The sequence below is a fragment of the Nocardioides zeae genome (assembly GCF_030818655.1).
Lineage (GTDB): Bacteria > Actinomycetota > Actinomycetes > Propionibacteriales > Nocardioidaceae > Nocardioides > Nocardioides zeae_A.
On the sequence record NZ_JAUTAN010000001.1, the window covers coordinates 1,546,862 to 1,573,575 of the forward strand.

32 protein-coding genes and 2 tRNA genes are annotated in these 26,714 nt (G+C 74.0%); 12 read left to right on the forward strand and 22 right to left on the reverse strand.

Annotation, left to right across the window (positions count from 1 at the left end):
• Positions 1 to 5: 5 nt before the first annotated feature.
• From QE405_RS07370 to QE405_RS07385, 4 genes are all read right to left on the reverse strand, one after another.
• On the reverse strand, positions 6 to 1,352 hold the full coding sequence (locus QE405_RS07370; RefSeq protein ID WP_307199554.1) for a M20/M25/M40 family metallo-hydrolase: 1,347 nt from the start codon (positions 1,350 to 1,352) through the stop codon (positions 6 to 8).
• Between the two features lie 130 nt (positions 1,353 to 1,482).
• A tRNA-Leu gene (locus tag QE405_RS07375) sits at positions 1,483 to 1,567 on the reverse strand.
• Positions 1,568 to 1,629: 62 nt separating this feature from the next.
• Positions 1,630 to 2,265: a SatD family protein gene (locus tag QE405_RS07380; RefSeq protein ID WP_307199555.1), complete on the reverse strand. Its 636-nt coding sequence runs from the start codon at positions 2,263 to 2,265 to the stop codon at positions 1,630 to 1,632.
• A 72-nt stretch (positions 2,266 to 2,337) separates the two neighbouring features.
• Entirely contained in the window at positions 2,338 to 3,108 is a 771-nt protein-coding gene (locus QE405_RS07385) for a hypothetical protein (protein ID WP_307199556.1), read from the reverse strand.
• 101 nt (positions 3,109 to 3,209) lie between these two features.
• Here QE405_RS07385 and QE405_RS07390 point away from each other — a divergent pair, with 101 nt between their 5' ends.
• Together QE405_RS07390 and QE405_RS07395 are read left to right on the forward strand one after the other, a co-directional pair.
• Positions 3,210 to 3,806 carry a LysR family transcriptional regulator substrate-binding protein gene (locus QE405_RS07390; protein WP_307199557.1) on the forward strand — a complete coding sequence of 199 codons (597 nt, stop codon included), beginning with the start codon at positions 3,210 to 3,212 and terminating at the stop codon, positions 3,804 to 3,806.
• Between the two features lie 91 nt (positions 3,807 to 3,897).
• Complete coding sequence (locus QE405_RS07395; protein ID WP_307199558.1) at positions 3,898 to 5,784, forward strand: BCCT family transporter; 1,887 nt, start codon at positions 3,898 to 3,900, stop codon at positions 5,782 to 5,784.
• A gap of 112 nt (positions 5,785 to 5,896) precedes the next feature.
• On the opposite strand, the gene QE405_RS07400 is transcribed toward QE405_RS07395, so the two are convergent.
• The 4 genes from QE405_RS07400 to QE405_RS07415 all read right to left on the reverse strand — a co-directional run bounded on the left by QE405_RS07400 (position 5,897) and on the right by QE405_RS07415 (position 10,333).
• Positions 5,897 to 6,469 carry a nucleosidase gene (locus tag QE405_RS07400; protein ID WP_307199559.1) on the reverse strand — a complete coding sequence of 191 codons (573 nt, stop codon included), beginning with the start codon at positions 6,467 to 6,469 and terminating at the stop codon, positions 5,897 to 5,899.
• Positions 6,466 to 7,902: a GuaB1 family IMP dehydrogenase-related protein gene (locus QE405_RS07405; RefSeq protein ID WP_307199560.1), complete on the reverse strand. Its 1,437-nt coding sequence runs from the start codon at positions 7,900 to 7,902 to the stop codon at positions 6,466 to 6,468. Before QE405_RS07405 ends, QE405_RS07400 begins: the two co-directional genes overlap by 4 nt.
• A gap of 67 nt (positions 7,903 to 7,969) precedes the next feature.
• On the reverse strand, positions 7,970 to 9,487 hold the full coding sequence (gene glpK, locus QE405_RS07410; protein ID WP_307199561.1) for a glycerol kinase GlpK: 1,518 nt from the start codon (positions 9,485 to 9,487) through the stop codon (positions 7,970 to 7,972).
• Positions 9,488 to 9,541: 54 nt separating this feature from the next.
• The gene (locus QE405_RS07415) at positions 9,542 to 10,333 is read right to left on the reverse strand and encodes a HemK family protein methyltransferase (protein WP_307199562.1); all 792 of its coding nucleotides are present in this window, start codon (positions 10,331 to 10,333) and stop codon (positions 9,542 to 9,544) included.
• Between the two features lie 70 nt (positions 10,334 to 10,403).
• Here QE405_RS07415 and QE405_RS07420 point away from each other — a divergent pair, with 70 nt between their 5' ends.
• A complete protein-coding gene (locus QE405_RS07420) occupies positions 10,404 to 10,709 on the forward strand; it encodes a YiaA/YiaB family inner membrane protein (RefSeq protein ID WP_307199563.1) in 306 nt (101 codons plus the stop codon).
• A gap of 368 nt (positions 10,710 to 11,077) precedes the next feature.
• Here QE405_RS07420 and QE405_RS07425 read toward each other — a convergent pair whose 3' ends face one another.
• Together QE405_RS07425 and QE405_RS07430 are read right to left on the reverse strand one after the other, a co-directional pair.
• Positions 11,078 to 12,289 (reverse strand): acyl-CoA dehydrogenase family protein, encoded by a 1,212-nt coding sequence (locus QE405_RS07425; RefSeq protein WP_307199564.1) that lies wholly within the window; start codon positions 12,287 to 12,289, stop codon positions 11,078 to 11,080.
• Between the two features lie 29 nt (positions 12,290 to 12,318).
• Positions 12,319 to 13,680, reverse strand: a complete 1,362-nt coding sequence (locus tag QE405_RS07430; protein ID WP_307199565.1) for an acyl-CoA dehydrogenase family protein — start codon at positions 13,678 to 13,680, stop codon at positions 12,319 to 12,321.
• Positions 13,681 to 13,774: 94 nt separating this feature from the next.
• On the opposite strand from QE405_RS07430, the gene def reads away from it, so the two are divergent.
• Positions 13,775 to 14,395 carry a peptide deformylase gene (gene def / locus QE405_RS07435; protein WP_307199566.1) on the forward strand — a complete coding sequence of 207 codons (621 nt, stop codon included), beginning with the start codon at positions 13,775 to 13,777 and terminating at the stop codon, positions 14,393 to 14,395.
• Between the two features lie 63 nt (positions 14,396 to 14,458).
• Here def and QE405_RS07440 read toward each other — a convergent pair whose 3' ends face one another.
• On the reverse strand, positions 14,459 to 15,106 hold the full coding sequence (locus tag QE405_RS07440; protein ID WP_307199567.1) for a TetR/AcrR family transcriptional regulator: 648 nt from the start codon (positions 15,104 to 15,106) through the stop codon (positions 14,459 to 14,461).
• A gap of 126 nt (positions 15,107 to 15,232) precedes the next feature.
• Between QE405_RS07440 and QE405_RS07445 the strand changes: the two genes are divergently transcribed.
• Both QE405_RS07445 and QE405_RS07450 read left to right on the forward strand, forming a co-directional pair.
• A complete protein-coding gene (locus QE405_RS07445; RefSeq protein ID WP_307199568.1) occupies positions 15,233 to 15,628 on the forward strand; it encodes a fluoride efflux transporter FluC in 396 nt (131 codons plus the stop codon).
• Complete coding sequence (locus tag QE405_RS07450; RefSeq protein ID WP_307199569.1) at positions 15,625 to 16,002, forward strand: fluoride efflux transporter FluC; 378 nt, start codon at positions 15,625 to 15,627, stop codon at positions 16,000 to 16,002. Before QE405_RS07445 ends, QE405_RS07450 begins: the two co-directional genes overlap by 4 nt.
• 15 nt (positions 16,003 to 16,017) lie before the next feature.
• Here the strand turns inward: QE405_RS07450 and QE405_RS07455 are convergent, their stop codons facing one another.
• The 3 genes from QE405_RS07455 to QE405_RS07465 are packed head-to-tail and all read right to left on the reverse strand — an operon-like array spanning position 16,018 to position 18,202.
• Positions 16,018 to 16,749 (reverse strand): acyltransferase, encoded by a 732-nt coding sequence (locus QE405_RS07455; protein ID WP_307199570.1) that lies wholly within the window; start codon positions 16,747 to 16,749, stop codon positions 16,018 to 16,020.
• Positions 16,750 to 16,758: 9 nt separating this feature from the next.
• Positions 16,759 to 17,406, reverse strand: coding sequence for a hypothetical protein (locus tag QE405_RS07460; RefSeq protein ID WP_307199571.1), 648 nt, complete (start codon positions 17,404 to 17,406; stop codon positions 16,759 to 16,761).
• Between the two features lie 13 nt (positions 17,407 to 17,419).
• Positions 17,420 to 18,202, reverse strand: coding sequence for a DUF1206 domain-containing protein (locus tag QE405_RS07465; protein ID WP_307199572.1), 783 nt, complete (start codon positions 18,200 to 18,202; stop codon positions 17,420 to 17,422).
• A 63-nt stretch (positions 18,203 to 18,265) separates the two neighbouring features.
• Between QE405_RS07465 and QE405_RS07470 the strand changes: the two genes are divergently transcribed.
• Positions 18,266 to 18,517, forward strand: a complete 252-nt coding sequence (locus QE405_RS07470) for a hypothetical protein (protein ID WP_307199573.1) — start codon at positions 18,266 to 18,268, stop codon at positions 18,515 to 18,517.
• 68 nt (positions 18,518 to 18,585) lie between these two features.
• Positions 18,586 to 18,822: a hypothetical protein gene (locus QE405_RS07475; protein WP_307199574.1), complete on the forward strand. Its 237-nt coding sequence runs from the start codon at positions 18,586 to 18,588 to the stop codon at positions 18,820 to 18,822.
• A 63-nt stretch (positions 18,823 to 18,885) separates the two neighbouring features.
• Here the strand turns inward: QE405_RS07475 and QE405_RS07480 are convergent, their stop codons facing one another.
• The 4 genes from QE405_RS07480 to QE405_RS07495 form a co-directional block, all read right to left on the reverse strand.
• Positions 18,886 to 19,311: a hypothetical protein gene (locus QE405_RS07480; RefSeq protein WP_307199575.1), complete on the reverse strand. Its 426-nt coding sequence runs from the start codon at positions 19,309 to 19,311 to the stop codon at positions 18,886 to 18,888.
• A 313-nt stretch (positions 19,312 to 19,624) separates the two neighbouring features.
• Positions 19,625 to 19,698 (reverse strand) — tRNA-Pro (locus tag QE405_RS07485).
• Positions 19,699 to 19,736: 38 nt separating this feature from the next.
• Positions 19,737 to 20,627 carry a DUF72 domain-containing protein gene (locus QE405_RS07490; RefSeq protein WP_307199576.1) on the reverse strand — a complete coding sequence of 297 codons (891 nt, stop codon included), beginning with the start codon at positions 20,625 to 20,627 and terminating at the stop codon, positions 19,737 to 19,739.
• Between the two features lie 9 nt (positions 20,628 to 20,636).
• On the reverse strand, positions 20,637 to 20,801 hold the full coding sequence (locus tag QE405_RS07495; RefSeq protein WP_307199577.1) for a hypothetical protein: 165 nt from the start codon (positions 20,799 to 20,801) through the stop codon (positions 20,637 to 20,639).
• Between the two features lie 101 nt (positions 20,802 to 20,902).
• On the opposite strand from QE405_RS07495, the gene QE405_RS07500 reads away from it, so the two are divergent.
• Positions 20,903 to 21,325, forward strand: a complete 423-nt coding sequence (locus QE405_RS07500; protein ID WP_307199578.1) for a hypothetical protein — start codon at positions 20,903 to 20,905, stop codon at positions 21,323 to 21,325.
• A 19-nt stretch (positions 21,326 to 21,344) separates the two neighbouring features.
• On the opposite strand, the gene QE405_RS07505 is transcribed toward QE405_RS07500, so the two are convergent.
• Positions 21,345 to 22,355: a cation diffusion facilitator family transporter gene (locus QE405_RS07505; protein WP_307199579.1), complete on the reverse strand. Its 1,011-nt coding sequence runs from the start codon at positions 22,353 to 22,355 to the stop codon at positions 21,345 to 21,347.
• 60 nt (positions 22,356 to 22,415) lie between these two features.
• Between QE405_RS07505 and QE405_RS07510 the strand changes: the two genes are divergently transcribed.
• Complete coding sequence (locus QE405_RS07510; protein ID WP_307199580.1) at positions 22,416 to 23,048, forward strand: alpha/beta hydrolase; 633 nt, start codon at positions 22,416 to 22,418, stop codon at positions 23,046 to 23,048.
• On the opposite strand, the gene map is transcribed toward QE405_RS07510, so the two are convergent.
• A complete protein-coding gene (map, locus tag QE405_RS07515; RefSeq protein ID WP_307199581.1) occupies positions 23,045 to 23,836 on the reverse strand; it encodes a type I methionyl aminopeptidase in 792 nt (263 codons plus the stop codon). The genes QE405_RS07510 and map overlap by 4 nt on opposite strands.
• A gap of 67 nt (positions 23,837 to 23,903) precedes the next feature.
• Between map and QE405_RS07520 the strand changes: the two genes are divergently transcribed.
• On the forward strand, positions 23,904 to 24,197 hold the full coding sequence (locus tag QE405_RS07520; protein ID WP_307199582.1) for a helix-turn-helix transcriptional regulator: 294 nt from the start codon (positions 23,904 to 23,906) through the stop codon (positions 24,195 to 24,197).
• A gap of 11 nt (positions 24,198 to 24,208) precedes the next feature.
• Positions 24,209 to 24,829, forward strand: coding sequence for an LOG family protein (locus QE405_RS07525; RefSeq protein ID WP_307199583.1), 621 nt, complete (start codon positions 24,209 to 24,211; stop codon positions 24,827 to 24,829).
• On the opposite strand, the gene QE405_RS07530 is transcribed toward QE405_RS07525, so the two are convergent.
• Together QE405_RS07530 and QE405_RS07535 are read right to left on the reverse strand one after the other, a co-directional pair.
• Positions 24,826 to 26,325 carry an MFS transporter gene (locus QE405_RS07530; protein ID WP_307199584.1) on the reverse strand — a complete coding sequence of 500 codons (1,500 nt, stop codon included), beginning with the start codon at positions 26,323 to 26,325 and terminating at the stop codon, positions 24,826 to 24,828. The two genes, QE405_RS07525 and QE405_RS07530, sit on opposite strands and share 4 nt — an antisense overlap.
• A gap of 68 nt (positions 26,326 to 26,393) precedes the next feature.
• A complete protein-coding gene (locus tag QE405_RS07535; protein ID WP_307199585.1) occupies positions 26,394 to 26,690 on the reverse strand; it encodes a Dabb family protein in 297 nt (98 codons plus the stop codon).
• Positions 26,691 to 26,714: the final 24 nt, after the last annotated feature.

Consider the following 26,714-nt stretch of genomic DNA (forward strand, 5'->3'; position numbering starts at 1 on the left):
ACCCCTCAGGCGTCGCCCAGGAACCGGTCGAACACCCGCGCCCCGAACTCGAGCGCGTCGACGGGCACCCGCTCGTCCACGCCGTGGAAGAGGGCGGTGAAGTCGAGGTCGGCGGGCAGGCGCAGCGGCGCGAAGCCGTAGGAGCGCATGCCCAGCTTGCGGAAGTGCTTGGCGTCGGTGCCGCCGCTCATGAGGTACGGCGCCACGAGCGCCCCCGGGTCCTCGGCCAGGAGGCTGCGGGTCATGGCGTCGACGAGGTGCCCGTCGTAGGGCGTCTCCCACGGCTGCTGGTGGGAGACGAAGTCGATCTCCACGTTCTCCCCGGTCAGCTCGGCGAGCGTCGCGAAGAACTCGTCCTCGAACCCGGGCAGGAACCGGCCGTCGACGTGCGCGGTCGCCTCGGTCGGGACCACGTTCACCTTGTAGCCCGCGTTCAGCATCGTCGGGTTGGTCGAGTTGCGGATGACGTTGCCCAGCATCCGCGCCGCGCCGCCGAACTCCTCGACGAGGGCGGGCGCGTTCTCGGGGGTCGCCGCCGTGCCGGCCAGCTCGCCGATGGTCGCGAGGAGCACCTCCATCGTCGGGGTGAGGCGCACGGGCCACTCGTGGGCACCGATGCGGGCGACGGCGCCGGCGAGGTCGGTGACCGCGTTCTCGGTGTTGACCATCGAGCCGTGGCCTGCGCGGCCCCGGGCGGTCAGCCGCATCCAGGCCATGCCCTTCTCGGCGGCCTCGATGAGGTAGACGCGGCGGCCGCGGACCGTGGCGCTGAAGCCGCCGACCTCGCCGATCGCCTCGGTGCAGTCCGCGAGCTCGTCCGGGTGCTCCTCGACCAGCACCTCGGCGCCCTGGTGGCCGCCGGCCTCCTCGTCGGCCGTGAAGCACAGCACCACGGGCCGCTTCGGCAGGACGCCGGCGCGCGTGCGGGCGCGCACGACCGAGAGCAGCATGGCGTCGAAGTCCTTCATGTCGACGGCGCCCCGGCCCCAGACGTAGCCGTCCTGGATCTCGCCGGAGAACGGGTGCACCTGCCAGTCCTCGGCGGCGGCGGGCACCACGTCGAGGTGGCCGTGCACGAGGAGGGGGTCACCCTCGGTGCCGCCCCAGCGGGCCACGACGCTCGTGCGCCCCGGCGAGCTCTCGTAGAGCCGCGACTCGATGCCCACCTCGTCGAGCAGCGCCGCGACGTGCTCCGCGGCCTTCCGCTCCCCCGGCCCGGAGTCGTCGCCGTAGTTGGAGGTGTCGATGCGGATGAGGTCGCGGCACAGCTCGACGACCTCGGCGGCGGGGTCGTAGGCCGGCCCCTCGCCACGTGCGGCGTCGGCTCCCGGAGTGCTCGTGTCGTCGCTCATGGGCCCATCCTGGCAAACGCGGCGGCACCGGCGCCGGGCGCCCGCGCGGCGAGCCCGCCACAGCGTGGAACCGGACGGAGAAGCACTGCGGCCCCGAGTCCCTGACCTGCAGGAACTCGGGGCCGATCGGTGTCCGAGGGGGGACTTGAACCCCCATGCCCAATAAGGGCACTAGCACCTCAAGCTAGCGCGTCTGCCAATTCCGCCACCCGGACGAGTGCGGGTGAAACAGTAGCAGGGGTCGGCCGGAACGACCGCATCGGGGGTCGGCGCCGCGTCACCCGCCACCCAAGGCCTCGTCGAGCAGGGCCTGCGCGTCGCGGAGTGCGCCCAGGCCCCGCGCGTACTGCTGCGAGACCGCCGACGCACTGACCCCCACGGCGGCCGCCACCTCGCGCTGCGAGGAGCCGTCGAGACCCGCCAGGAGCATCGGGTGGGCGGTCGGGCCGACGCGGTCGACGAGGGCGTCCCGGCAGAGCAGCAGCGCGTTGACGACGTCGGGCGGGCAGGGCGACGTGGCGCCGTCGGCCGCGACGTACCACGTGCGCCGCCGGCGGGTCGCCGGCCGGCCCAGCTCGTCGATCGCCGCGCGTGCGCTCCACCAGGCGGACCCGTCCTCGAGCGCAGGGGTGCGGCTGCCGTCGAGCACCGCCCGCTCACCCAGGCCGATGCCGTAGCGCGTGTCCACCACGGGACGGAGCAGCAGACGCACGACGAGCGTGGCCCGGAGGGCCGCCCCGAGGGACGGGTAGACCCCTTGGAACTCGTCCCCTACCGTCGGGTGGAGGCCGTCGACCGAGGGCACGCGCCGGTCGGCCTCGGCGAGCGCGTCCGCCAGGGCGTCCTGCACGGCACGGCGATCTGCCGAGCGCCGGGACCCCACGAGGTCGCCGATGAGGGCGTAGACCGTCATTGCTGAAGCATATGCCTTCACTTCACGGAAATGAAGCGTATCGCTGAACTCAGAGGCGGGGGCGCACGGGGCTCACGCCAGCGCGATGAGACCGACGCCCGCGAGCGCCACGGACCAGCTCGCCAGGCTGCCGACCAGGAAGTACTCCGTCACGTCGCTCGGGCCACCGAGGCCCGATGCGCCGTCCCGCGGCGCGCGCAGCTCCGGGAAGCGCAGCAGCGCCTTGGCCGCGACCACGAGCGAGGCACCCGTCAGGCTGCCGGCACCCCCGAGTCCCACCACGAGGAGCCGCTCCATCGGCCCCAGGACCCGGCCGCCTCGCAGCTGCTTCTCGTTGTCGTGCGCCGGGACGCCCACCAGGTCGAGCAGCAGCCGCACCAGGATGTTGGCCGTCGCGAGCTGGGCCACCGCGACGGCCAGCACGACGAGGAGCAGGCCGGGGTCGACGCGCGCCACCACGCTCGCGCCGGCGACGCGCTCCACCACGCCCGGCGTGCCCATCGCCGGACCGCACAGCAAGGTCGCCACCACGCCGAGCCCGAACGCGCCGTACGCCACCGCGAAGCGGCCCCGCCCGTCACGCAACGGACGCCCCGCCGGCTGCACCTGGCCCCAGGCCAGGGCGGAGGACGACGCCGGGACCCACACCGCGGCGGCCAGGGCGGCGAGCCCCCAGCCCCACCACCCACGCCCCGTCGGGTCGGCGAGCACGGCTCCGACCAGCACGGCCGCGAGCCCCGCGAGGGTCAGCCACCACCGCCGCGCCCGGCTCGTCAGGTCGCCGTCGGCGCGACACAGGTCGCACAGGCCCACCACGAGCAACCACCACGCGACACCGGCCACGTCACCACTCCTCCCGAGATCACCGGGGTCCACCCTGCCGCACGCCGCCGACAGTCCTGGGCCACGCCGGGAACGGCGCGGCGACGTGATGTGCTGGCCCCGTGCCCACCACCTTCCGTCTCGCGTTCGTCACCGGAGCCACCCCCGACAAGTGGGCGGCACGGTGGCGCGAGCGCCACCCGAAGGACCGCCTCGAGCTCGTCCCCGTCGAGCAGGCCGACCAGGAACGGGTGGTCCGCGAGGGCGCCGTCGACATGTGCCTCGCCCGCCTCCCCGTCGACACGACCGGCCTGCTCGTCGTGCGCCTGTACGACGAGGCGCAGGTCGTCGTCGTCGACCGGGAGCACGTCGTGTCCGCGGTCGACGAGGTCGAGCTCGCCGACCTGGCCGACGAGCAGCTCGTCACCGACCCCGCCCGGGTGCCCGGGTGGGACGGGGTCGCCCGCGCCGAGCGCCTCGACTGGCCCGCGATGACCGACCGCGACGCGGTCGAGGTGGCCGCCAGCGGGGCCGGTGTCGCCGTCCTGCCCGAGTCCGTCGCGCGCGTGCTGCACCGCAAGGACGCCGTCCACCGGCCGGTCGTCGACCTGCCGCCGACCACCGTCGCGCTCGTGTGGCTGGCGGAGCGGGACGACGACGCGACGCAGGAGATGGTGGGCATCACGCGGGGCCGCACGGCCCGCAGCAGCCGCGGCTGAAGTTGCAGAACGCAACCACCCTGCGGCAGGGTCGAACGGTTGTGTGTCGGTCCTCCTTCGGCCGGCACGGCACCGGAACCGAGAGGAACACGTGACCGCACTCGACCCGAAGCACCCCGTCGACGCGCATCCCGACGAGACCCCCGAGGCGCCCGCCGCCCCGACCGAGGCCTCGTCGACCACCACCGACACGGGCGGCCACCCCGCCCTCGACGTGCCCCCACCCGTCGAGAGCCGGCCCCCGACGTCCACGCTCGACCCCGTCGTCTTCGGCGTCACCGCCGTCATCGCCGTCGCGTTCCTCGTCTGGGGGTTCGCGAGCACCGACAGCCTCCGCGACACCTCCTCCTCCGCCCTGGGCTGGATCATCGACAACCTCGGCTGGCTGTTCGTCGTGTCGTCCAGCGGCTTCGTCGTCTTCGTGCTGTGGCTCGCGCTCAGCCGGTTCGGCTCGATCCCGCTCGGGCGTGACGACGAGCAGCCCGAGTTCTCGACGACGTCGTGGATCGCCATGATGTTCAGCGCCGGCATGGGCATCGGCCTCATGTTCTACGGCGTGGGCGAGCCCGTCTCCCACTTCGCCACCGCGCCGCCGGGCACGGGCGGCGAGGAGGCCCAGAAGACCGCGCTGGCCACCACGATCTTCCACTGGGGCCTGCACCCCTGGGCGATCTACGCCGTCCTCGGCCTCGCCGTGGCCTACGGCGTCTACCGCAAGGGCCGCCTGCAGCTCGTCAGCGCGGCCTTCGAGCCGCTGCTCGGCCGCCACGCCCACGGGCCCGCCGGTCGCGTCATCGACATCCTGGCCATCTTCGCCACGCTCTTCGGCTCCGCCGCCTCGCTCGGCCTCGGGGCGCTGCAGATCAGCAGCGGGCTCCAGATCGTCGCGGGCGTCGGCGAGATCGGCAACGGCGTGCTCGTCGCCATCATCGCGGGCCTGACGGCGGCCTTCATCGCGTCGGCCGTGTCGGGCATCGCCCGCGGCATCCAGTGGCTCGCCAACATCAACATGGTGCTCGCCATCGGCCTCGCGGTCTTCGTCTTCGTCGCGGGCCCGACGGTGTTCATCCTCGACATGCTGCCGAGCATGCTCGCCACCTACGCGGGCGACCTCGGCGAGATGGCGGCGCGCGTGCCATCCGACCAGGCCACCACCGTGCTGCCCGACGGGACCGAGCAGACCACCGCTGCGTGGCTCTCGAACTGGACCGTCTTCTACTGGGCCTGGTGGCTCTCCTGGACCCCCTTCGTGGGGCTCTTCATCGCCCGCATCTCGCGCGGTCGCACCATCCGTCAGTTCGTCGCCGGGGTGCTCCTGGTGCCGACCGCGGTGAGCCTCGTCTGGTTCGCGATCTTCGGTGGCGCGGCGATCCACCTCGAGGAGGCGGGCCGCGACATCGCCGGCGCCGCCGGCATCGAGTCCCAGCTCTTCACGGTGCTCGACAACTTCCCGTTCGCGACCGTCACCAGCGTCGTCGTGATGGTGCTCGTCGCGATCTTCTTCGTGTCCGGCGCCGACGCGGCCTCGATCGTCATGGGCACGCTCTCGGAGCGCGGCGCCTCCGAGCCGCGCCGCTTCACCGTGATCTTCTGGGGCGCGGCCACCGGTGCCGTGGCGGCCGTCATGCTCATCGTCGGCGGCAACGACGCGCTCACGGGACTGCAGAACATCACGATCGCGGCGTCCGTGCCGTTCGTGCTCGTCATGATCGGCCTCTGCGTCGCCCTCGTGCGCGACCTCCGGTCCGACCCCGTCGTCGTCCGGAAGGTCTACGCCGCGCAGGCGGTCGAGCAGGCCGTCCTGGCCGGTGTCACCGAGCACGGGGACGACTTCGTGATCAGCGTCGAGTCGACGGAGCCCGGCGCGGGCCTCGGCGACTACATCGCGAACGGCCCGGCCCAGGCGCAGCCCTCGTCCGTGCAGGCCGCCCCCGGCAGCACCGGCGTCGCCGGCGCCCCGAAGCCGCCGAAGGGCTGATCCGGCAGCAGGAGCCCCGCCCCGCCCCGCGTGTAACGCGGTGTCCGTGCGTCCATGGAGGTGGTCGACCACCACTCCAGTAGCCCGGACACCGCGTTACACGAGGTGGGCGTCAGCCCAGGGCGCCCTCGAGCCACTCCCCCAGCACGGCAGCGCTGGCGGCGACCTGCGCCGGCCAGTCCCAGGCAGAGTCGTCGGCGGTGTCGGACACGTGCTTGACGAGCGTGACGCGGGCGCCGGCGGCGTGCGCGGCCCACGCCACGGCGTACCCCTCCATGTCCACCAGCGTCGCCCGCTGCGCGAGGGCGTCGCGGACGGCCGGGTCGGTGACGAAGACGTCCCCGCTCGCGAGCACGGTGCCGGGGTCACCGGTGCCGAGGGCCAGGAGCTCGTGCGGGTCGTGCCCGAGCTGGCGCACGGCGTCCGCGCTGAGGTCGTGGTTGAGCACCGTGCCGGGCAGGTGCAGGCCCGTCACCCCCGGTCGCAGCGCGCCGGCCGTCCCCACGTTGACGACGTGCACGGCCGTCGGGTCGGGCATGCGACCCAGTGCCGCGGCGACCGCGGCGGCCGCCGGCACCTTCCCGATGCCGGTCACCAGCAGTGGGCAGTGCTCGGGGACCCCCGCCGCCTCGGCGCGGGTCGCGGCGACGACGAGGACGTCGGTACGCCGCGGGGCGGCGCTCACCAGCCCGCCGGCAGCGGCCGGCCCTCGTGGAAGCCGGCCGCCGACTGCACGCCCACGACGGCGCGCTCGTGCAGCTCGGCGATGCTGCGGGCGCCGGCGTAGGTGCAGGCGGACCGCACCCCGGCGCTGATGTGGTCGACGAGGTCCTCGACCCCGGGACGGGCCGGGTCGACGTACATCCGCGACGACGAGATGCCCTCCTCGTAGAGGCCCTTGCGTGCCCGGTCGTAGGCCGACTCCGTCGACGTCCGGTGCGCCACGGCGCGGGCGGAGGCCATCCCGAACGACACCTTGTAGGCGCGGCCGTCGGAGTCGACCTGCAGGTCGCCCGGCGACTCGTGGGTGCCGGCGAACCAGGAGCCGACCATCACCGACGAGGCACCCGCGGCGAGGGCGAGCGCGACGTCGCGCGGGTGCCGGACGCCGCCGTCGGCCCACACGTGGGCGCCCTCGGCGCGCGCGGCCTCGGCGCACTCGAGCACCGCCGAGAACTGCGGTCGCCCGACGCCCGTCATCATCCGCGTCGTGCACATCGCGCCCGGGCCGACACCGACCTTGACGATGTCGGCGCCCGCGGCGACGAGCTCGCGCGTGCCTTCCGCCGACACCACGTTGCCGGCAGCCACCGGCACCTGCGGGTCGAGCGCCCGCACGGCCTTGAGCGCCTCGACCATGCGGTCCTGGTCGCCGTGGGCCGTGTCGACGACGAGCGCGTCGACGCCGGCGTCGAGCAGCGCGGCGGCCCGCCCCGCCACGTCGCCGTTGACCCCGATCGCCGCCGCGATCCGCAGCCCGCCCCGCGCGTCGACCGCCGGGGTGTAGAGCGTGGCCCGCAGGGCCCCCGTGCGCGTCAGGACGCCGAGGAGGCGGCCCTGGCCGTCGACGGCGGGCGCGAGCCGCACCCGTGCCCGGTCGAGCAGGTCGAAGGCACGGCGCGGGTCGGTGTCGGCGCCCAGGGTCACCAGCGAGGTCGACATGACGTCGCGCACCTGGGTGAACCGGTCGACGTCGACGCAGTCGTCGGCCGCGACGACGCCCACGGGGCGACCGTCCTCGACGACCACCGCGGCGCGGTGCGAGCGCTTGGGGATGAGGGCGAGCGCGTCGCCCACCGTCTGGGTCGGCGCGAGCTCGATCGGCGTGTCGAAGACGTGGTGGCGGGCCTTCACCCAGCCGACCACCTCGCGCACGACGTCGAGCGGGATGTCCTGCGGGATGACCGTGATGCCGCCCCGCCGCGCCACCGTCTCCGCCATCCGGCGGCCGGCGACGGCCGTCATGTTGGCCACGACGATCGGCAGGGTCGCCCCGGTGCCGTCGGTCGTGGTGAGGTCGACGTCGAAGCGGCTGGCCACGGTGGAGTGGCGCGGCACCATGAAGACGTCGTCGTAGGTCAGCTCGTGCGGAGGCACGCGGTCATGGAGGAAACGCACGTGGAGCCACGATAGCCGTCCGACGCGCCGTGCGCCCCCTCTCGGCCCCGGTCACCCTCGGGGCGACCTAGTCCACGTCCACCCAGCCGAGCGTGCGGTCGACCGCCTTGCGCCAGCCGGCGTGCCCCTCGGCCCGCTGCGCGTCGTCCCAGGTCGGCTCCCAGCGCCGCGACTCATGCCAGTTGGCGCGCAGCTCGTCGGTGTCCTTCCAGAACCCGACGGCCAGGCCCGCGGCGTACGCCGCACCCAGCGCCGTCGTCTCCGCCACCTCCGGCCGGCTCACCGGCACGCCGAGCACGTCGGCCTGGATCTGCATGCACAGCTCGTTGGCGGTGACGCCGCCGTCGACCCGCAGCACCTCGAGCCGCACGCCGGAGTCCTGCTCCATGGCGTCGACGACGTCCTTGCTCTGGTAGCAGATCGCCTCGAGGGTCGCGCGCGCGACGTGGGCGTTGGTGTTGAAGCGCGACAGGCCGACGATGGCCCCGCGGGCGTCGCTGCGCCAGTACGGCGCGAACAACCCCGAGAAGGCCGGCACGAAGTAGACGCCGCCGTTGTCCTCGACCTGGCTCGCCAGGTGCTCGGAGTCCGCGGCGCCGGCGATGATGCCGAGCTGGTCGCGCAACCACTGCACCGCGGACCCCGTCACCGCGATGGAGCCCTCGAGCGCGTAGACGCACGGTTCGTCCCCCAGCTGGTAGGCCGGCGTCGTGATGAGCCCGGCCTGCGACCGCACGATCTCGGTGCCGGTGTTGAGCAGCATGAAGTTGCCGGTGCCGTAGGTGTTCTTGGCCTCCCCCGGCGCGAAGCAGACCTGGCCGACGGTCGCCGCCTGCTGGTCTCCGAGGATGCCGGTGATGGGCACCTCGCCGGCGAAGGGTCCGCTGGCGCGGGTCGCGCCGTACGCCTCCGCGGACGACGACGGCCGGATCTCCGGCAGCATCGCGCGGGGTACCCCGAAGAACCCGAGCAGCTCCTCGTCCCAGTCGAGGGTCTCGAGGTCCATCAGCATCGTGCGGCTCGCGTTGGTGACGTCGGTGAGGTGGAGGCCCCCGTCCCGGCCGCCCGTCAGGTTCCACAGCAGCCAGGTGTCGGTCGTGCCGAAGAGCGCGTCGCCCCGCTCCGCGGCCTCGCGGACCCCCGGCACGTTCTCGAGGATCCACTGGATCTTGCCGCCGGCGAAGTACGTCGCGGGCGGCAGCCCGGCGCGGTGGCGGATCACGTCGCCGCGCCCGTCGCGGTCGAGGGCGGTCGCGATCCGGTCGGTGCGGGTGTCCTGCCAGACGATCGCGTTGTGGAGCGGCCGGCCGGTGCGGCGGTCCCAGATGACGGTCGTCTCCCGCTGGTTGGTGATCCCCACGCCGGCGAGGTCGTCTGCGCAGAGACCGGCCTTGCCCAGCGCGGTCTGCACGACGGAGCTCGTGCGCTCCCAGATCTCGACGGGGTTGTGCTCCACCCACCCGGCGCGGGGCAGCACCTGCTCGTGCTCCAGCTGGTGGCGGGCCACCTCGGCCCCGTCGTGGTCGAAGATCATGAACCGCGTGCTCGTCGTGCCCTGGTCGACGGCTCCCACGAACTCGGCCACGCGGCTCCTCCTCGACGGGTGTGCGCCCGGGGGACGCGGGGTGGGTGGTGCGGACTACCCGATCATGCCGCCCCGGCCGACGACCGCGTGCGCGCCGCGCTCGTCGTCCTCGCGCGGCTCGGCGGTGAAGCCGGCACGGCCCAGCGCGTCGCGCAGAACGGGCAGCTGCGCCGGTGCGCACTCGACGACGACCCGGCCGTCCCCCACCAGCCAGTCGGGCGCGCCCGCGACGACCCGCTGCTGGAGCACCGTGCCGTCGGCGCCGCCGTCGAGCGCGACGCGGGGCTCGTGCTCGCGCGCCTCCCGCGGCATCGCGGCGATCCGCTCCGTCGGCACGTACGGCGCGTTCGCGACCACCACGTCGAACGCCCGGTGCAGCGTGGGCGGGAGCGCGGCGTACAGGTCGCCGGTGTGCACCTGCGCGCGGCTCCCGTACGGCGCCAGGTTCGCCCGCGCACAGGCCGTGGCGCGCTCGTCGAGGTCGGCGCTGACGACCGTGACGTCCGGGCGGCGAGCGGCCACGACGGCCGCGACGGCGCCGACCCCGCCGCAGAGGTCGAGCACGCGGCCGCCGGCAGGCAGCATCTCGAGGGCGAGCTCCGCCAGCAGCTCGGTGCGCACCCGGGGCACGAAGGTGCCGGGCGCGACCACGAGCCGCAGACCGCCGAAGACGACCTCGCCGACGACGAGCTCGAGCGGACGGCCCGCGACCCGTTCGGCGACGGCCCGCTCGAGCCACGCCGCGCCACGGCCGGCTCGCTGCGCGGCGCAGACGAGCTCCGCAGCCTCCTCCTCGGCGAAGACGCATCCCGCTGCCCGGAGGTCGGAGACCAGCGTGACCGGCACGGGGACCTCAGGCGCAGTTGAGTACGCGGACGGAGGCCGGGGGGCACCGTCCCCGGGCAGGGTTCTCGTCATGAGCACTCCTCCTCCTCTCCCGGCCGGCCCCTCCACCAAGAACACCAACGCGTTCTTCCTGCAGGCTGGCCTCGCCTTCGGCGTCGCGCTCCTCACGATGGTCGTCGCGATCATCTTCGTCCCGGTCGACCCGTGGATCCGGGCGTTCCTCGCCCTCGGGACCCTCTTCCTCGTCACCTCGTCGTTCACGCTCGCCAAGTGCATCCGCGACGCCCAGGAGACCACCCAGGTCGTCGCGCGTCTCGACCAGGCCCGCGTCGACCGCATCCTGTCGGAGCACGACCCGTTCCGCAGCGTGGCGTGACGGGCCTGCGCCAGACGGTGGCGACGCGGGCGAGAGCCGGCCCGACCGGCTCAGAGGAATGTGCACCTGGGGCAGATCCCAGGCGATCCGGACCGCCCCGGACGCACAGTTCCACTGCCCGCCTGAGCCCCCGTCGCGTCCCCACCCCGGACGTCATGCGAACCGCGGGCCCGGGGCACCGCGCCGCATGACGTCCCGGAGCGGCGCGGTGCCCGTCCGGATCCGCCCCGGAGCTGCCCCCGAACAGCAACCACCCCGGTGACCGCTGGGGCCGGTCACCGGGGTGGACTGGGGTGGTCTGGGGTGGCGAACCACCCTGTCCGAGCGGGCCTCACCTCATCTGAGCGGACTGAGGTGAGCCCCCTGCATCACTTGAGCTGCGCGCTCGTCAGGCCCAGGATGCGCCGGGCCACGATGAGCTGCTGGATCTGCTGCGTGCCCTCGAAGATGTCGAGGATCTTCGAGTCGCGGGCCCACTTCTCGAGCAGCTCGGACTCGCTGTAGCCGAGCGTGCCGCAGAGCTCGACGCAGCTGAGGGTGATGTCGGAGCCGACGCGACCCGCCTTCGCCTTCGCCATGGAGGCCTCGAGCGAGTTGGGCTTGCGGTTGTCGGCCATCCACGCCGCCTGCATCGTCAGCAGCTGGGCGCCCTCCCAGTCCGCCTCGAGCTGGAGGAACTTCGCCGCTGCGGCGGACTGCAGGTGACCGGGGCGGTCGTAGTCGACCTCGACGCCCGCCTGGGCGAGCAGGTCGCGGGTGAGGTCGAGCGAGGCCCGGGCACACCCCACGGCCATCGCCGCGACGAGGGGCCGGGTGTTGTCGAAGGTCGCCATGGCGCCTGCGAAGCCCTGCTTGACGTCGACCTCGGGCGAGCCGAGGAGGTTCTCGGCAGGCACCCGGCAGTCCTCGAAGATGATGACCGCGGTGTCGGACGCCCGGATGCCGAGCTTGTGCTCCAGACGCTCGACTCGCATGCCGGGCGTGCCCTTCTCCACCACGAAGGACTTGATGGCGGCACGGCCGAGGGACTTGTCGAGCGTCGCCCAGACGACGACCGAGTCGGCCCGGTCGCCCGACGTGACGTAGATCTTCTCGCCGTTGATCACGTAGTGGTTGCCGTCGAGGCGGGCCGTGGTCGTGATGTTGGCGGAGTCGGAGCCCACGCCGGGCTCCGTGATCGCCATCGCGGCCCAGGTGCCCTTGAAGCGCTCGAGCTGCTCCTCGTTGGCGACCGAGGCGATGGCCGAGTTGCCGAGGCCCTGGCGGGGCATCGACAGCAGCAGGCCGGTGTCGCCCCAGCACATCTCGGCGATCGACATCACCGAGGCGAGGTTGGAGCCGTTGCGAACGCCGCCGTCGTCCTTCTTCTCGTCGCGACGCACGCCGGTGGCGCCGGCGCCCTCCGCGGCGCCCGACTCCGACAGGCCGTCGATCATCGCGGCCAGCATGTCGAGCTCCTTGGGGTAGGAGTGCTCGGCACGGTCGTACTTGCGGGAGATCGGTCGCAGCATGTTCATGGCGACCTGGTGCGCCTGGTCGACCAGGGCGCGGTGCTTCTTGGGGGTCTCGAGATTGATCATGGTGTGTCGTCCGTCCGGAGCCCGAGGGCTCAGACCAGGACGCCTCCTTCCATCACGCCGAGGGCCCGCAGATCGCGGTACCACCGCTCCACCGGGTGCTCCTTGACGAAGCCGTGGCCACCGAGCAGCTGCACGCCGTCGAGACCGATCTGCATGCCCTTGCTGGCGCAGAGGTTGCGCGCGAGGGCGACCTCGCGGGCGAAGTCCTTGCCCTGGGCGGCGCGGGACGCCGCCTTGTAGGTGACGAGCCGCATCGCCTGCAGCTCGATCGCGATGTTCGCGACCATGAAGGCCACCGACTGGCGGTGGGCGACGGGCTCGCCGAACGCCTCGCGCTCCTTCACGTACGGCGTCACGTAGTCGAGCACGGCCTGCGCCGTACCGATCGCGAGGCCGCACCAGGCGAGCCGGGAGAGACGCACGCACTCGGTGTACGTCGTGCCGTCCGTCTCGCCGAGGACGGCGTCGGCGGGCACCTCGACGTCGGTGAGGTGCAGCTTGGAGAGCGTCGCCGCGCGGACGCCCATCGACGGGTCGGCCTCGACGCGGAGGCCCTCGGTGCCCGCCTCGACGAGGAACAGCACCGGCTTGCCCCCGAGGGAGGCACCCACGACGAACAGCTCGGCGTCGCCGCCGCGCGGGACACCCGCCTTGACGCCGTTGAGCACGTAGCGGTCGCCGCGGCGTACCGCCGTGGTTCCCGGCTGCAGCACGTCGAAGAGGACCGTGGGCTCGCTCAGCGCGAGCGCCGCGGCGGGGACGTCGTCGCCGGTGAAGGCGGGCAGGTAGGTCGCCTGCTGGGCGTCCGTGCCCCACAGCGAGAGGGCCGTGGCCACCGCACCGGGAGCGAGCGTCGCGACCGCGAGGCCCATGTCGCCCTTCGCGAGCGCCTCGGCCACGAGCGTGCCCGCGACCGCCGACCGCTCCTCGGAGATCCCACCGAGCTTCTCGGGGACCCCCAGGATCGGCAGGCCGATCTCCAGGCTCGACTTGAGCAGGGCGACCGGCGCCTCGCACGCCTCGTCCGCCTCGGTGGCGGCGGGGCGCACGACCTCGGCGGCGAACTCGCCGACGACGTCGACGAGCATCTGCTCGTCCTCGGTGGGCGTCAGGTCGAAGACCCCGCTCGCCCCGGCCGTCGGCACGCGCACGCCCGGCTTCGTGGCACCGCGCTTCGCGAACGTGCGACCGGCCTTCGTGGCGACCGCGAAGCCACCCCGGGTCGAGGTGAACACGGCCTGCTCGGTCTTCTTGCGGAGACCGAGCCGGTCGATGAGGTCGCTCTGGGCGACCACGTTGAGAGCGGCGACCGCGTAGCCGATCGGGTCGCGGCTCTCCTTGCGTGCGAGGCCGTTGCGCCCGCCCGGCCTGAGGCTGTTCGTCAGGGACATGCCACCTAATGTAACTCGCAGTTACACACAGCGCCACACTTTCCTCCGAGAACGCGGCGCGTCGCCCCCGTCACGCTTCTCCTACGATCGGGACATGTCCGACGCAGCCGCCGCACCCGCTTCCGCCGAGACGCCCGACGGGCCCGACGAGACGCCGTACGGCGCGCTGCCGACCGGAGGCACCGTCCGCCCGATCACCCGCTGGGGCACACCGGTGATGCACGCGCCCCAGCGCCGCGTCACGGCGTTCGACGACGACCTGCGGGCGTTGGTCGCCGACATGACGGCGACGATGTACGCCGCGGACGGCGTCGGGCTGGCCGCCTGCCAGATCGGGGTCGACCTGGCCGTCTTCGTCTTCGACTGCCCCGACGCATCGGGGCGCCGGGTCGCGGGGGTCGTGTGCAACCCCGACGTCACCACCCCGGAGGGCAGCGAGCGACGCCTCGACGACAGCGAGGAGGGGTGCCTGAGCTACCCGGGCGCCTTCGTCGACTGCGCGCGCCCCGACCGGGCGACCGTGGTGGGGGTGGGCCTGGACGGCACCCCCGTGCGGTTCGAGGGCGACGGCCTGCTCGCCCGCTGCCTCCAGCACGAGACGGACCACACCCTCGGCACGGTCTTCGGGGACCGGATCGGCACGAAGGCGCGCAAGAAGCTGGCCAAGCAGCACGACAAGGCGGCGGAGGACTACCCGCTGGACTGGCCGGCCTGACGCGCCCCGGGGGGCGGCCGGTGACGACCGGGGACGACCCCCGGGGCCCCCGGCCACCCTCCGTCAGGCGGGGTCGAGCACGAGGCGCTCGATCGCGCGCCGTACCCACTGCTGGTAGCGCTCCGCGCTCCAGCCACGCTCCACGACGAAGTGGCGGAAGGGCTCGGCGCCGGCGACCTGGGCCCACGTCGCCGCGCGCTCCTCCGTCGGGACGTCGCCCGTCAGCAGCCCCAGGCCGTCGGCCCAGGCGACCGCGGACAGGCAGGCCTCGTCGTTCGAGCGCTCGACGGCCTCGAAGGCGGTCGCGGCCTCCGGGTCGGTCGCGGCGGCCTCGCGCAGCGCGAACCACAGCCCCACCGACTGTGCGTGCACCTGGCTCAACCACGCGGCGTACGCCGGCAACGCCTCGTCAGCCGGCAGCTTCATGAGCTCCTGCAGCTCGGGCGACTCGCTGATCGGCTGCTCCGGCGTCGTGCCCGCGCGGCGCTGGTAGGCCTCCACGAGGAGGGCCGGCTTGGAGCCGGAGAGGTTGACGCGCGGCACGGACACGCCGGCGCGGGCCGCGATCGCGGCCAGCGTCGTCGAGCGGTATCCCTCGCTGGAGAAGAGCTCCGCAGCGGCGTCGACGATCCGGCCGTGGGTGGCGGCGAGGGCCGCCTCCCGCACGGGAGAGACGTAGCGACGTCGGGGACGGTCGGGGTCCTTCGGCAACTCGAGACCTTCTTCGTGTCGAATCCTGTCCCCCGACCGGCGCAGAATAGCCGCCCGTGACAAGGGAGGTGGCGGACCGGGCGGGTACGGTTCTCGACCGTGGTCGCGCCGCACTCCCCTCCGGTCGTGCGCCTGCCCGTCGCTCTCCCCCTCGTGTTCCTCGGCGGCGCCGTCGGGACCCTCGCCCGCCACCTCCTCGCGGAGCTCGTGCCCCCGGTCGGGGGCGTCCCCCTGACCATCGGTGCCGTCAACGTCCTGGGAGCGTTCGTGCTGGGAGTCCTCCTCGGCGGCCTGCGCGGAGGGCCCCTCACGGGCCGGCCGCACCTGCGGCTGCTCGTGGGCACGGGCCTGCTCGGCGGATTCACGACCTACAGCGCGCTCGCCGTCGACAGCGTGCGGCTCGCTCGGGACGACGCGGCGCTGGCCGCGGCGTACGGCGTCGGGAGCGTGCTGCTCGGGCTCGTCGCGGCAGCGTCGGGTGTCGCGCTCACCCAGCGTCGGCGTGGACGGGCCCGCGCGTGAGCGCCCTCGACCCCGGCGTGGTGGCGGGCGTGGCCGTCGCGGGCGGCGTGGGCGCGGCGGTGCGCTACGGGGTGGACACGGCGGCGCGGAGGGCCGTGCCGGGCTACCCGCTGGGGACGCTGGTGATCAACGTCTCGGGCGCGTTCCTCCTCGGGCTGGTCACCGGCCTGCTGGTGAGCGACCACCTCGGCACGGCCCTGGCGACCGTGCTGGGCGCGGGGCTGCTCGGCGGCTACACGACCTTCAGCACCGCCAGCGTCGAGGCCGTCGTGCTGCTCGAGGGGCGTCGCTGGTCGGCCGCGGCGCTCCACGCGGGAGGCATGCTCCTGCTCGGCGTCGTCGCGGCCGGCGCCGGGTGGTGGCTCGGCACCTGAGCCCCGGTCGCGGTGTCAGGCCGTGCCGGTGGGGCGGTCGGGCTCCTGGTAGCCGGTGAGGTACGCCGCGACCTGCGCCGCGCTCGTCACGGGACGGACGTCGTCGGCGTGCCGGCCGACCCACCCGACACCGGGCTCGAGGTGGCGGACCACGCGCGCGGGCACGCCGGCCACCACGCTGTGGTCGGGCACCGCGCCCCGCACGACGGAGCCGGCGGCCACGACGACGTTGCGACCGATGGTCGTGCCCGGGAGCACGATCGCGTGGTGCCCGATCCACGAACCGGCGCCGATCCGCACCGGCTGGTGGCGACCCAGCTGACGGCCGATCGGCGTGTCCGGGTCCTGGTAGCCGTGGCTGGCGTCGGAGATGAAGACCCCCTGGCCGCACCACACGTCGTCCTCGAGCGTGACCGACTCGTGGGCCGTGATGGTGCTGCGCGCCCCGACGACGCACCGGTCGCCGATGACGAGCCCGCGCTCCGGCGGCACGTCGTCGGGTCCGACGTAGCCCACCGTGAGGGTGCAGGAGCGTCCCACCAGCGTGCCGCGGCCGACGTGGATGCCCGCCTCGCCGACGATCGTGGCCTGGGGGAACGCGATGCACGCGCCCTCCCCCAGCGACCCGAACCGGTCGCCGGCGACGGTGCCGGGCGAGATCGCGCCGTACCACTCCACGCGACGACGCACCCCGTGGACGGCGGCGCCGACGAGGCGGTGGACGGCGTGCGGGAGTCGGACGGGCATCGGGGCAGGCTAGCGGCGGCCACGGAGGCGGACCCGGAGCGGGTCCGCGGCGCCCAGTGCGGCCACGATCCGGAGCACCCCCGCGACCTGACCGCACCCGCACACGAGGCCCAGGACGCCGATCGCGGCCGCGGCCCCGCTGAGGGCGGTGGCTCCCTGCACGAGGTCGCGCGCGGCCAGCGCCACCCCGGCGACGCCGACGAGGAGCGCGAAGGTCGCGGTGACGAGCCGGGCGAGCACGCGGGGTTCCAGGTTCACCGTGCGCGCCCGCACCCAGCCGGCGGCGTCGGGCGACCGCAGACCCGCGGCGTACGGCGCGCGCAGCCACGCCGCCGCCGCGCGAGTGATCCGGCGCCCGGACCGGGCGAGCCTCACGAGGACAGCGAGCCCTGCCAGCGCGAGCGCGAGGGCGACGAGCACGACGACGACGTCGAGGACCGCCGCGCGCCCCAGGTCCACGATGGCGCCGACCACGCCCGCGCTGACGAACAGGCCCACGACGGCCGCCACGAAGGCCCCGGTCCCGAGCCACCAGCGCGACCACCGTTCGGCGTCCCCCCGCAAGGCGGCGACGGCACGGTCGGCCTCGGCGAGCCGGGCGCTCGTGGGGCCGGCGAGGTACGGCGCGGAGGCGGGCGTGGTCCAGGCGTAGCGCACGGCGGGCGTGCTCTCAGTCCACGTGCTTCGCCCACGCGAAGCAGAAGAGGCCGAAGCCGATGATGCCGACGCCGATCGCGCCCAGCAGGACCGGACCGCCCGGTGCCTGGAGCACCGTGAGCAGCGCCGCGTCGAGGCCGCCGGACTCGTCCGGGTCGTGGTCGATCGCAGCGAAGCAGAAGAGCACCCCGACCGCCCCGATCGCGATGCCCTTGGCGGTGTAGCCGGCGCGCCCGCACCACGTGTACGCCGTGCCCGCGGTCCCCTGCCCGCTGTGGCGGAGGTCCTTGAGGAACCGGTCGGTGACGCCCTTGTAGACGTGGTAGCCGCCCACGCCGAGGATCACCACGCCGACGATGCCCACGAGGACCTGGCCGAACGGCAGGCCGAGCAGCTTCGCCGTCAGGGTGTCGGCCTGGCCCTCCTGGCTGCTGCTGCCGGCACCGAGCACGATGCGCGCGGCCGTGACGCCCAGCGCGGCGTAGAGCACCGCCTTGGCCGCCGCCCGGCCGCGGTGCCGGACCTGGTCCTTCGTGTCCTCCGTGCGGTGGTCGAGGACCGCCTCCGCGCCCTGCCAGAGCGCGAGCAGGACCATGCCGACGGCGACAGCGCCGACCATGACGCCGCCGAAGGGCTGCTCCGCGAGCTGCTGGATCGCGCCGGTCGTCGACGCCTCGCCCTCGCGGTCGCCGAGCGCGAGCTGGAGGGCGAGCCAGCCGAGGAGGAGGTGGACGACGCCGTAGGCCACGAGCCCCGCACGGGCGAGGTGGTCGCGGTCGGCGGTGGTGGGGCGCATCCGGTCAGCCTAGAACTCCTGGGAACCGACACCGACCGCCCCGCGACCGCCTAGTCTCCTCGGGTGAGCACCTGGGTGACGCCGCGGAGGACGGACTCGTGGGTCACCATCGCCGTCTTCGCGATCGGCATCCCCTGGTTCGCCAGCTGGTCCCCGCAGCTCTCCTGGTGGGCGTGGTGCTTGGCGCTGCTCGCGTTCGTCGTGGCCGTCCCGCTCGTCCACCTCACCGTGTTCGTCGCGCTGAGCCTCGCCGAGGACGCAGTGCGCTCGCTTCGACGCCGACGCGGCGACGATCCCGGACCGGACGCGGTCTAGGTTCGACACGGCGGCCGGGTACCGGGCGCTCGGCGTGACCCCGCGCTCGCACCCCGAGGAGATGCCCGATGGCCAAGATGGAGATCTCGCTGGACGGCCGCGTCTTCACCGTGCGCGGCACCGACCCCGAGCTCGGCACGCAGCTGCGCGTCGTCAACCAGAACTTCGTGGCGGACGGCGGGACGTGGATGACCTTCGACGTCGGCGCGGCCACCGAGCACATCCGCTGGATCCCGCGTACGGCGAGCGTCGCGGTGTGGTTCGACGACCCCGCGCCGTGGCGGGACCCGTCGACGCGGGGCTGACCCTCGGCCGGCTCGACAGCGCGGTGGATCGCTGAGCACCCGTCGGCTCAGCGATCCACCGCGCTACGGCGCTCGGCGTCCGTCCGCTCCTGGCGCCCAGCGCCCCCGCACGGGACCGCCTGCCGCCGCCTCGACGACCAGGCCCGCCAGCACCACGACGAGAAGAACCAGGATGGACGTCGCGCCGAGGACGAAGCCGGCCGCGACGCCGACGAACCAGACGGCCGGTCCGACCACGACGACAGCGAAGACGACCTTCGCGATGAGTGATCCGCCGACGGACAGTCGCTCTCCCCGGCGACGCCGATGGAGGACGACGGCAGCGAGGACGAGGGCGGCGAGGCCGACCTCGACAGCTGTGGGGAGAGCCGCGCGATCGTCCACCACCGCTCGCACGACGCTGCCGATGAGGAGGGACGCCGCCAGCAGCTGCAGCACCACGACGACCGTCACGCGACGGTTGTTACTTGCCTCTGGATTCTCGTGCACCGATCCGCCCCTGGCCTCACTCCGCGCCCACCGCCGACGCGCTTCGCGTCGTCTCGGTGAGCGTCAGCGTAGTCAATCCGTTCCTACGGATGGAGCGACGCCCGCGGACCGGGAGGCACGGCCGCACTCCTGGTCCTCGGGGCGATGACCGCCGGGCGTGGACTGCGCAACCAGCCGCGCCAGACGATCTGACCGGAGCTGCTCCCCGTTCCCGAGGCCTTCGAGGCGAACAGAGAAGCGTTCTCTCCCCACGACACAGAAGAGGCCGCCCCCGCATTCCGCGGAGACGGCCTCTGACCTGCTCGTTCTTCGGTCGGGCTGACAGGATTTGAACCTGCGACCCCTTGACCCCCAGTCAAGTGCGCTACCAAGCTGCGCCACAGCCCGAAGCCCGCCCAGGATCACCGGGCGGAGCGGTCGGAACATTACCCCAGCCCCGGGGCGCCCCCCGAATCGGGTCCGCGGGTGCGTGCGGCGAGGCCCACGGCGTCGTGCGGGGCGAATCCGCGGGCGTCGTTGTCGAAGTAGACGTAGACGTCGCGGGGGCGGCCGTCGGGCGTGCTCGCACCGGTCGCCCAGCCCTCGATCCGCGCCGCCCAGGCGTCGAGCTCCTCCGGCGTGTAGCCGCTCGCGTAGAGCGCTGTCGACCCGTGCAGGCGCACGTAGACGAAGTCGGCCGTCACCTGCCCGAACATCGGCCACCGGCCCGCCGTGTCCGCGACCGCGAGGGCCACCCCGTGCTCACGGAGCAGGTCGTCGACCACGGGCGACACGAACGACAGGGCCCGCGGCTCGAACGCATGACGCAGCGGACGGTCGTCGTCGATCTCCAGCCAGGCCCGGTCGTCGAGCCGGGCGTCGTGGTGGCGTGCGAGGTCGAGCGCCTCACCGGTCGTCCGCGGCAGCGCCCCGAGGAAGCGCGTGAGCTGCTCGACGTCCAGCTCGTGGCGCTCGGGCAGCTGCCAGAGGACGGGCCCGAGCTGGTCGCCGAGCGCCAGCACCCCGGAGGCGAAGAAGTTGGCCAGGGCCTGGTCCACCTCGCGCAGGCGCAGCATGTGGGTGATGTAGCGCGACCCCTTCATCGCCAGCACCACGTGGGCGGGCACCTGGGTCCGCCACCGCTGGTAGCTCGTCGGGCGCTGCAGCGAGTAGAACGACCCGTTCAGCTCGACGGTGTCCATCCGCTCGGCGATGTAGGCGAGCTCCAGCCGCTGGGGCAGCCCCTTCGGGTAGAAGTCTCCCCGCCACCGGGGGTAGCGCCAGCCGGAGACCCCGACGCGCACCCTCCCGCGGCGTACGGCGGTGGGCTCCGTCATCCGGACCCCTCAGGCGTCGCCGGGGGCCGGGTCCGGGTCGCTGGCGGGCTCGGAGTCGGGGTCGAGCTGGCTCGTGTCGGGCTCCTGGCCGTCCGGCGTGGGCGGCTCCGCGTCCTGGTCGTGGTCGTCCGCGGGGTCGGCCTGCACGGGGCGCTCGTTCGGGTCGCTGGTCATGCGGGCCCGGTACCCCGCGACCCGGGCGCGACCCGCGCCGTACGGTGGCTCCCGGCACCGGAACCGACCCGCGGCACCCGCGCCACGAGCAGAGGAGACCCGTGAAGTTCACCGAGCGCGAGATGACCGTCGCCGTCGAGGCCGTGGCTGCGCGGTCGTTCGAGGCGCTCCCCCGGCTGCTGCGGAGCCGGGCGGGCGGCACCTCGTGGGACACCCTCTCGAAGGGCGACCGCTACCCCCTGCTCGCCGCGTCCGGCGACCTCGTGCTGCCGGCGCTCACGGCGCTCCCGGAGCGTCCCACGGTCGGGGCGACGCCGACCTTCACGGACGAGGAGTACGAGGCCGCGGCCGAGGAGGCGCTCCGCCAGCGCGCGGACCGCAGCGAGCCCGGCTCCTGGGACGGCACCGCGGAGCGCAAGCGCCGCAAGGCCGTCGCGGCCGGTGCGGCCGTGCTGCGCATCGCGGTCGCGGCGATGCCCGTGCGCCAGGATCCCGACGCGCTGATCGTGCCCGACCACCTCTGACCCGGCCCGCCGGGGCGACTCAGGCGAGGTCCGGCTCATCCGTCGTCGCCAACGTCAGCACGGCTTCCTCGACCATCGGGCTGCGCTCCAGCTCGGCCTCGAGCGCCCGGAGGCGGCGCGCCACCTCGGGCTCCGGGGCGTCGCCGACCAGGTCGACGGCCGCGACCATGAAGACCCGTCGCGGCCCGACGTACTCGAGGTGGAGGTAGGTCACCCGCGCCACCTCGCGGTGGCCGCGCACCTGGTCCAGCAGCCAGGACCGCAGCGCCGGCGGCACGCCCTCGCCCAGCAGGTAGTCCATGTTGCGGCGGATGAGGAACAGCGCGACGACGCCGAGCAGCACCCCGACGGCGATGGAGCCCAGCGCGTCCCACACCGGGTCGCCGGTGAGCTGGTGGGCGAGCACGCCCGCCCCCGCCAGCGCGAGACCGACGAGGGCGGAGGAGTCCTCGAGGAACACGGCACGCAGGGTCGGGTCCGACGTGCGGTAGACGAAGGACAGCGGCCGCAGGTGCCAGCGGGCCGACTCGCGGCGGACCTGCCGCAGCGCCTGCAGGAACGAGATGCCCTCGAGCGCGAAGGCGACGCCGAGCACGACGTAGTTCAGCGTGTACGCCGTCGCCTCGGCCTCCGCCGTGCCCTGCAGCGAGTCCCAGAGCGAGGTCGCGCCGTGCCACAGCGAGAGCACGGAGCCCGCGGTGAAGAGACCGAAGGCCGCGACCAGGGACCAGAGGTACGCCGCGCGCCCGTAGCCCAACGGACGTGCGGCGTCGCGCGGGCGACCGCCCCGCCGCTCGGCGGCGAGCAGTGCCACCTCGTTGCCGGTGTCGGCCCACGAGTGCGCGGCCTCGGCGACCATGGACGCCGACCCGGTGATGCCCGCCGCGACCGACTTCGCGACCGCGATGAGGGCGTTGGCGGCGAGGGCGACGAGCACGGTGACCAGCGACTCCCCGCCCTGCCCCGGTGGTGGCACCGAACGGACGGCTGCCGCGGTGGGGTCGCTCTCGTGCTGGTCAGGATCCGCCACGGGCTCACTCTGCCACCGAGGTCCAGCGGACACCGTCCGATAGTTGTAGCCTCAACCATCATGACCACCCCTCACGTGACGACGGCGACGACGAGCTGGGGCGAGGACGCGCACGACGGCCGCCCGACCGTGGTGCTCGCGCACGGGTACGGCGCGCACGAGAGCGCCCTCGTCGGCCTCGCACGCCTGCTGCCCGAGGGCGTCGCCTGGGCCTCCCTCCAGGCGCCCCTGACGCTCGCGCCCGGCAGCCACGCGTGGTTCCCCCTCTCGACGCCGGGCACCCCCGACCCGGAAGACGTCGCGCCCGGCGTCGACGCCGCGCACGCCTGGGTCGACGCGCACGTCCCGGCCGCGACCACGGTGCTGCCCGTCGGGTTCTCCCAGGGCGGGCTCGTGGCGTCGCAGCTGCTGCGCACCCGGCCCGAGCGGTACGCCGGAGCCGGCCTCCTCGGCGGCTTCGTGCTGCAGGGCGCGGTCGCGGGCGACACGGTCCTGCGGCGTACCCGGCCGCCCGTCTTCTCCGGCCGGGGCGAGGCCGACACGGTCATCGCGCCGCACGCCGTGGCCCGCACCGACGCGTGGCTGCCGGAGCACGCGACGGCCACCACCGCGTCGTACCCCGGCCTCGGGCACACCATCTCCGCCACCGAGGCGCGCGACCTGGCGCGCTTCGTCGCGGGCGTGCTGCTCTAGCCCGCTGCCACCCGCCGCGCCGTGGGGAGGGTCAGCACCTCGGCACCGTCCGCGGTGATCGCGACCGTGTGCTCCGTGTGGGCGGTGCGGCAGCCGGTCGCGCTGCGCAGGGTCCAGCCGTCCGCGTCGGTGACGAGCTCGTCGGTGTCGGCCATGACCCAGGGCTCGAGGGCGAGCAGCAACCCCGGGCGCAGGCGGTAGCCCCGACCCGGACGGCCCGTGTTCGCCACGTGCGGGTCCTGGTGCATGGTCGAGCCGATGCCGTGGCCGCCGAACTCGGTGTTGACGCGGTAGCCCGACTCCCGCAGCACGGTGCCGATCGCGTGGGAGAGGTCGCCCACCCGTGCTCCCGGCCGGGCCGCGGCGATCGCCGCGGCGAGGGCGCGCTCGGTCGCCTCGATCAGCGCGACGCTCTCGGCGGGCCGCTCCTCGCCGACGATGAAGCTGATGGCGGCGTCCGCCGCGACACCTCCGGTGAGGACGGCGAGGTCGAGGGTGAGCAGGTCCCCGTCCGCCAGCGTCCGGTCGTGGGGACGGCCGTGCAGCACCGCGTCGTTGACCGCCGTGCAGATGTGGTGGCCGAACGGCCCGCGGCCGAACGAGGGGGCGTAGTCGACGTAGCAGGACGTCGCTCCCGCCTCCTCGATGAGCCCACGGGCCCAGGCGTCGATCTCGAGCAGGTTGGTGCCGACGGCGGTGCGCGCGCGCAGCGTGGCGAGGATGTCGCCGACGAGGGCGCCGCTGACACGGGCCTGCTCGAGCTTGGCCGGGCTGAGGATCTCGATCACGCGGTCGTCCTGACGTTCTAGTGGGATAACAATCCCGGTCAGGTTATCCCGGGATTATGATCCGGTCATGGTCAGGCTCCCCCTCAGTCCCGCGGAGGTCGCGCGCGGCCGCCGCCTCGGGTCGGCTCTCCGCCGTGCCCGCGGCGAACGCTCGATGCTGCACACCGCGCTGGCCGCCGGGCTCTCGCCCGAGACGCTCCGGAAGATCGAGTCCGGGCGCGTCGCGACGCCGTCGTTCCCGACGATCGCCGCACTGGCGGACGTGCTCGGGCTGTCGCTGGACGACCTCTGGGCGAGCGTCACGGAGCCGGAGGACGCTGCGGGCGGGTCCGTGGCCGAGCCCGGCCGCGCGGCCGGGTAGCCTCCCGGCCCGTGCCCACTCCCCCGCCCTCCTCCTCGTCCCTGCGTGCCGTCGCCGTCTTCTGCGGATCGTCGTTCGGCGACTCCCCCGCGTTCGAGGAGGCCGCCCGCCTCGTCGGGCGCACGCTCGCGGAGCGTGGCATCACCGTGGTGTACGGCGGGGGTCGGGTCGGGCTGATGGGCGCGGTCGCCGATGCCGCGCTCGCGGCCGGGGGCGACGTCGTGGGCGTCATCCCCCGGGCCCTCGACGCGCGCGAGCTCAGCCACACCGGCTGCACCGAGCTGCTCGTCGTCGAGACGATGCACGAGCGGAAGGCACTCATGGCGGAGCGGGCGGACGCGTTCCTCACGCTGCCCGGAGGGGCCGGCACGCTCGAGGAGGTGGCCGAGCAGTGGACCTGGGCGCAGCTGTCGATCCACGCCAAGCGGAGCGGCTTCCTCGACGTCGACGGGTTCTGGGCGCCGCTGCGCGAGATGCGGGACCGGATGGTCGAGCGTGGGTTCGTGCGCCCCGCACAGGGTGAGATCGTGGCGTTCGACGACGACCTCGACCGCCTGCTCGCGACGCTCGCCTCGCCGCCGACCTGGTCCGACAAGTGGGGGGCGCCGCGCGAGGTGCCGCCGCCCGTCTAGCGGCTGCTGCTCGCCGGGGACGCCTCGGCCCCCGGGTGAGGCTCGGCCCGCCAGGACCACACCGCCGCGGCGAGAGCCGCGAGGAGCAGGGCGACCGAGGTGCCGATGCCCCAGCGCAGCGCCTGGTCCGGGTCGTCGAGCCGCTCGATGGCCACCTGGTAGGCCGTCATCGTCACCGCGGCACCGATGGCCGCACCGATCCGCTGGCCGGTCTGGAGGGCACCGCCCGCGGCACCGCCCATCCGGGTCGGCACGTCCGCGAGGGAGAGCGTCATGTTCGGCGACACCACCGCTCCGCCACCGACACCCGCCACCAGCAGCGGCACCGACAGGGCGAGCCACAGGGGCAGCCCCGCGGGCGCGACGAGGGCCAGCACGACGAGTGCGCCCAGCAGGACGACGAGGGCGCCGACGGTGAGCACGCGACCGACGCGGTCCACCATCCGTCCGGCGATGGGCGCCGCCACCGCCGAACCGATCGCGAACGTGCACAGGTGCAGACCCGCCTCCAGCGCGGTCAGGCCGCGCCCCTCCTGCAGGAAGAAGCTGAGCACGAGGAACACCCCGGTGAAGCCGGTGAAGTAGAGCGCCCCGATGGTGACGCCGCTCGCGTAGCCGGGCGTGCGGCGCAGGAGGCCCACGTCGAGCAGCGGGGCTCCCCCGCGGCGCACGACGCGGTGCTCCCACCGCACGAACGCCAGCGCGAAGACGGGGACGAGCACGAGGAGCGGCAGGAGGGTCACCGTGCCGCCCTCCACGTTGACCACCGGGACGAGCACCGCCAGGACGGTCGCGCCCAGCAGCACCGCCCCGAGGAGGTCCAGATGCACGCGGCCCGTCCCGGCGGACGGGTCGCGACCGGGGACCAGGCGCAGGATGGGCACGAGCAGCACCAGGCCGATGGGGACGTTGACGAGGAAGATCCAGCGCCACCCGTCCTCCGTGCCGGCAATCGCGATGATGAGGCCGCCCAGCACGGGGCCCAGCGCCGAGGACACGGAGACGACCAGGCCGAAGGTGCCGAACGCGACCCCGCGCTCCCGCCCGCGGAAGAGGGTCTGGATGAGCCCGGAGTTCTGCGGCGTCAGCAGGCCCGCCGACGCGCCCTGGACCAGACGGGCGACGACGAGCCAGGTGGCGTCGGGGGCGAGCCCCGCGGCGGCGCTCGAGGCGACGAAGCCCAGGAGGCCGATGACCATGAGGCGACGGCGACCGTAGGCGTCGCCGAGGCGGCCGCCGGTCACGAGGGTGAGGCCGAAGGCGAGGGCGTAGCCCGAGACGACCCACTGGATCGCACCCGGGGCCGCGTCGAGCCCGGAGCGCATCGAGGGCACCGCGACGTTCACGATGGTCACGTCGAGCAGCACCATGAACCCCACGACGAGGCTCACCCCGAGGACGCGCCAGCGCTGGGGGTCCGGCTGCTCCTGGTCGTCGGTCTCGACCGCCGCTCCTGCTCCGTGCTCGGCGCTGGTCGCCGGGGTCGTGTCCGTCACCCGGTCACGCTAGCGCCGGGGGCCAACGCCTCGGCGCCGTCCTAGCGGGGCGCCATCTCACTGGGGCCTCAGTCGGGGAGCTCGAACTGGATGCGCTGGATGGACGACGAGATCGGCGCGAACAGCTCCTCGCGGATGCGGTTGTGCTCGGGGTCCCGGTCGTAGCGCCGGTAGTCGTCGTCGCTGGCGAAGTCGACGGTGAGCGCGTAGGAGGCGTTCCCCGGCCGTAGCCCGCGGTCCTGCCCCGCCACGAGCCGGAGCTCGAGCCCGTCCACCCGCAGGTCGCGGAGCGCCTGCAGTGCCTCCTCGACCTTGTCGGTGGTCACACCCGGATGAACGACACCCACGACGACGTTGCGGATCATGCAGCCATGCTGCCCGGCAGTGCC

Coding starts and splice junctions, on each gene's coding strand:
- QE405_RS07370 (WP_307199554.1), bottom strand. CDS start 1,352: ATGAGCGACGACACGAGCACTCCGGGAGCCGACGCCGCACGTGGCGAG.
- QE405_RS07380 (WP_307199555.1), bottom strand. CDS start 2,265: ATGACGGTCTACGCCCTCATCGGCGACCTCGTGGGGTCCCGGCGCTCG.
- QE405_RS07420 (WP_307199563.1), top strand. CDS start 10,404: ATGAGCACTCCTCCTCCTCTCCCGGCCGGCCCCTCCACCAAGAACACC.
- QE405_RS07425 (WP_307199564.1), bottom strand. CDS start 12,289: ATGATCAATCTCGAGACCCCCAAGAAGCACCGCGCCCTGGTCGACCAG.
- QE405_RS07430 (WP_307199565.1), bottom strand. CDS start 13,680: ATGTCCCTGACGAACAGCCTCAGGCCGGGCGGGCGCAACGGCCTCGCA.
- def (WP_307199566.1), top strand. CDS start 13,775: ATGTCCGACGCAGCCGCCGCACCCGCTTCCGCCGAGACGCCCGACGGG.
- QE405_RS07455 (WP_307199570.1), bottom strand. CDS start 16,749: ATGCCCGTCCGACTCCCGCACGCCGTCCACCGCCTCGTCGGCGCCGCC.
- QE405_RS07465 (WP_307199572.1), bottom strand. CDS start 18,202: ATGCGCCCCACCACCGCCGACCGCGACCACCTCGCCCGTGCGGGGCTC.
- QE405_RS07475 (WP_307199574.1), top strand. CDS start 18,586: ATGGCCAAGATGGAGATCTCGCTGGACGGCCGCGTCTTCACCGTGCGC.
- QE405_RS07490 (WP_307199576.1), bottom strand. CDS start 20,627: ATGACGGAGCCCACCGCCGTACGCCGCGGGAGGGTGCGCGTCGGGGTC.
- QE405_RS07495 (WP_307199577.1), bottom strand. CDS start 20,801: ATGACCAGCGACCCGAACGAGCGCCCCGTGCAGGCCGACCCCGCGGAC.
- QE405_RS07510 (WP_307199580.1), top strand. CDS start 22,416: ATGACCACCCCTCACGTGACGACGGCGACGACGAGCTGGGGCGAGGAC.
- QE405_RS07520 (WP_307199582.1), top strand. CDS start 23,904: ATGGTCAGGCTCCCCCTCAGTCCCGCGGAGGTCGCGCGCGGCCGCCGC.
- QE405_RS07535 (WP_307199585.1), bottom strand. CDS start 26,690: ATGATCCGCAACGTCGTCGTGGGTGTCGTTCATCCGGGTGTGACCACC.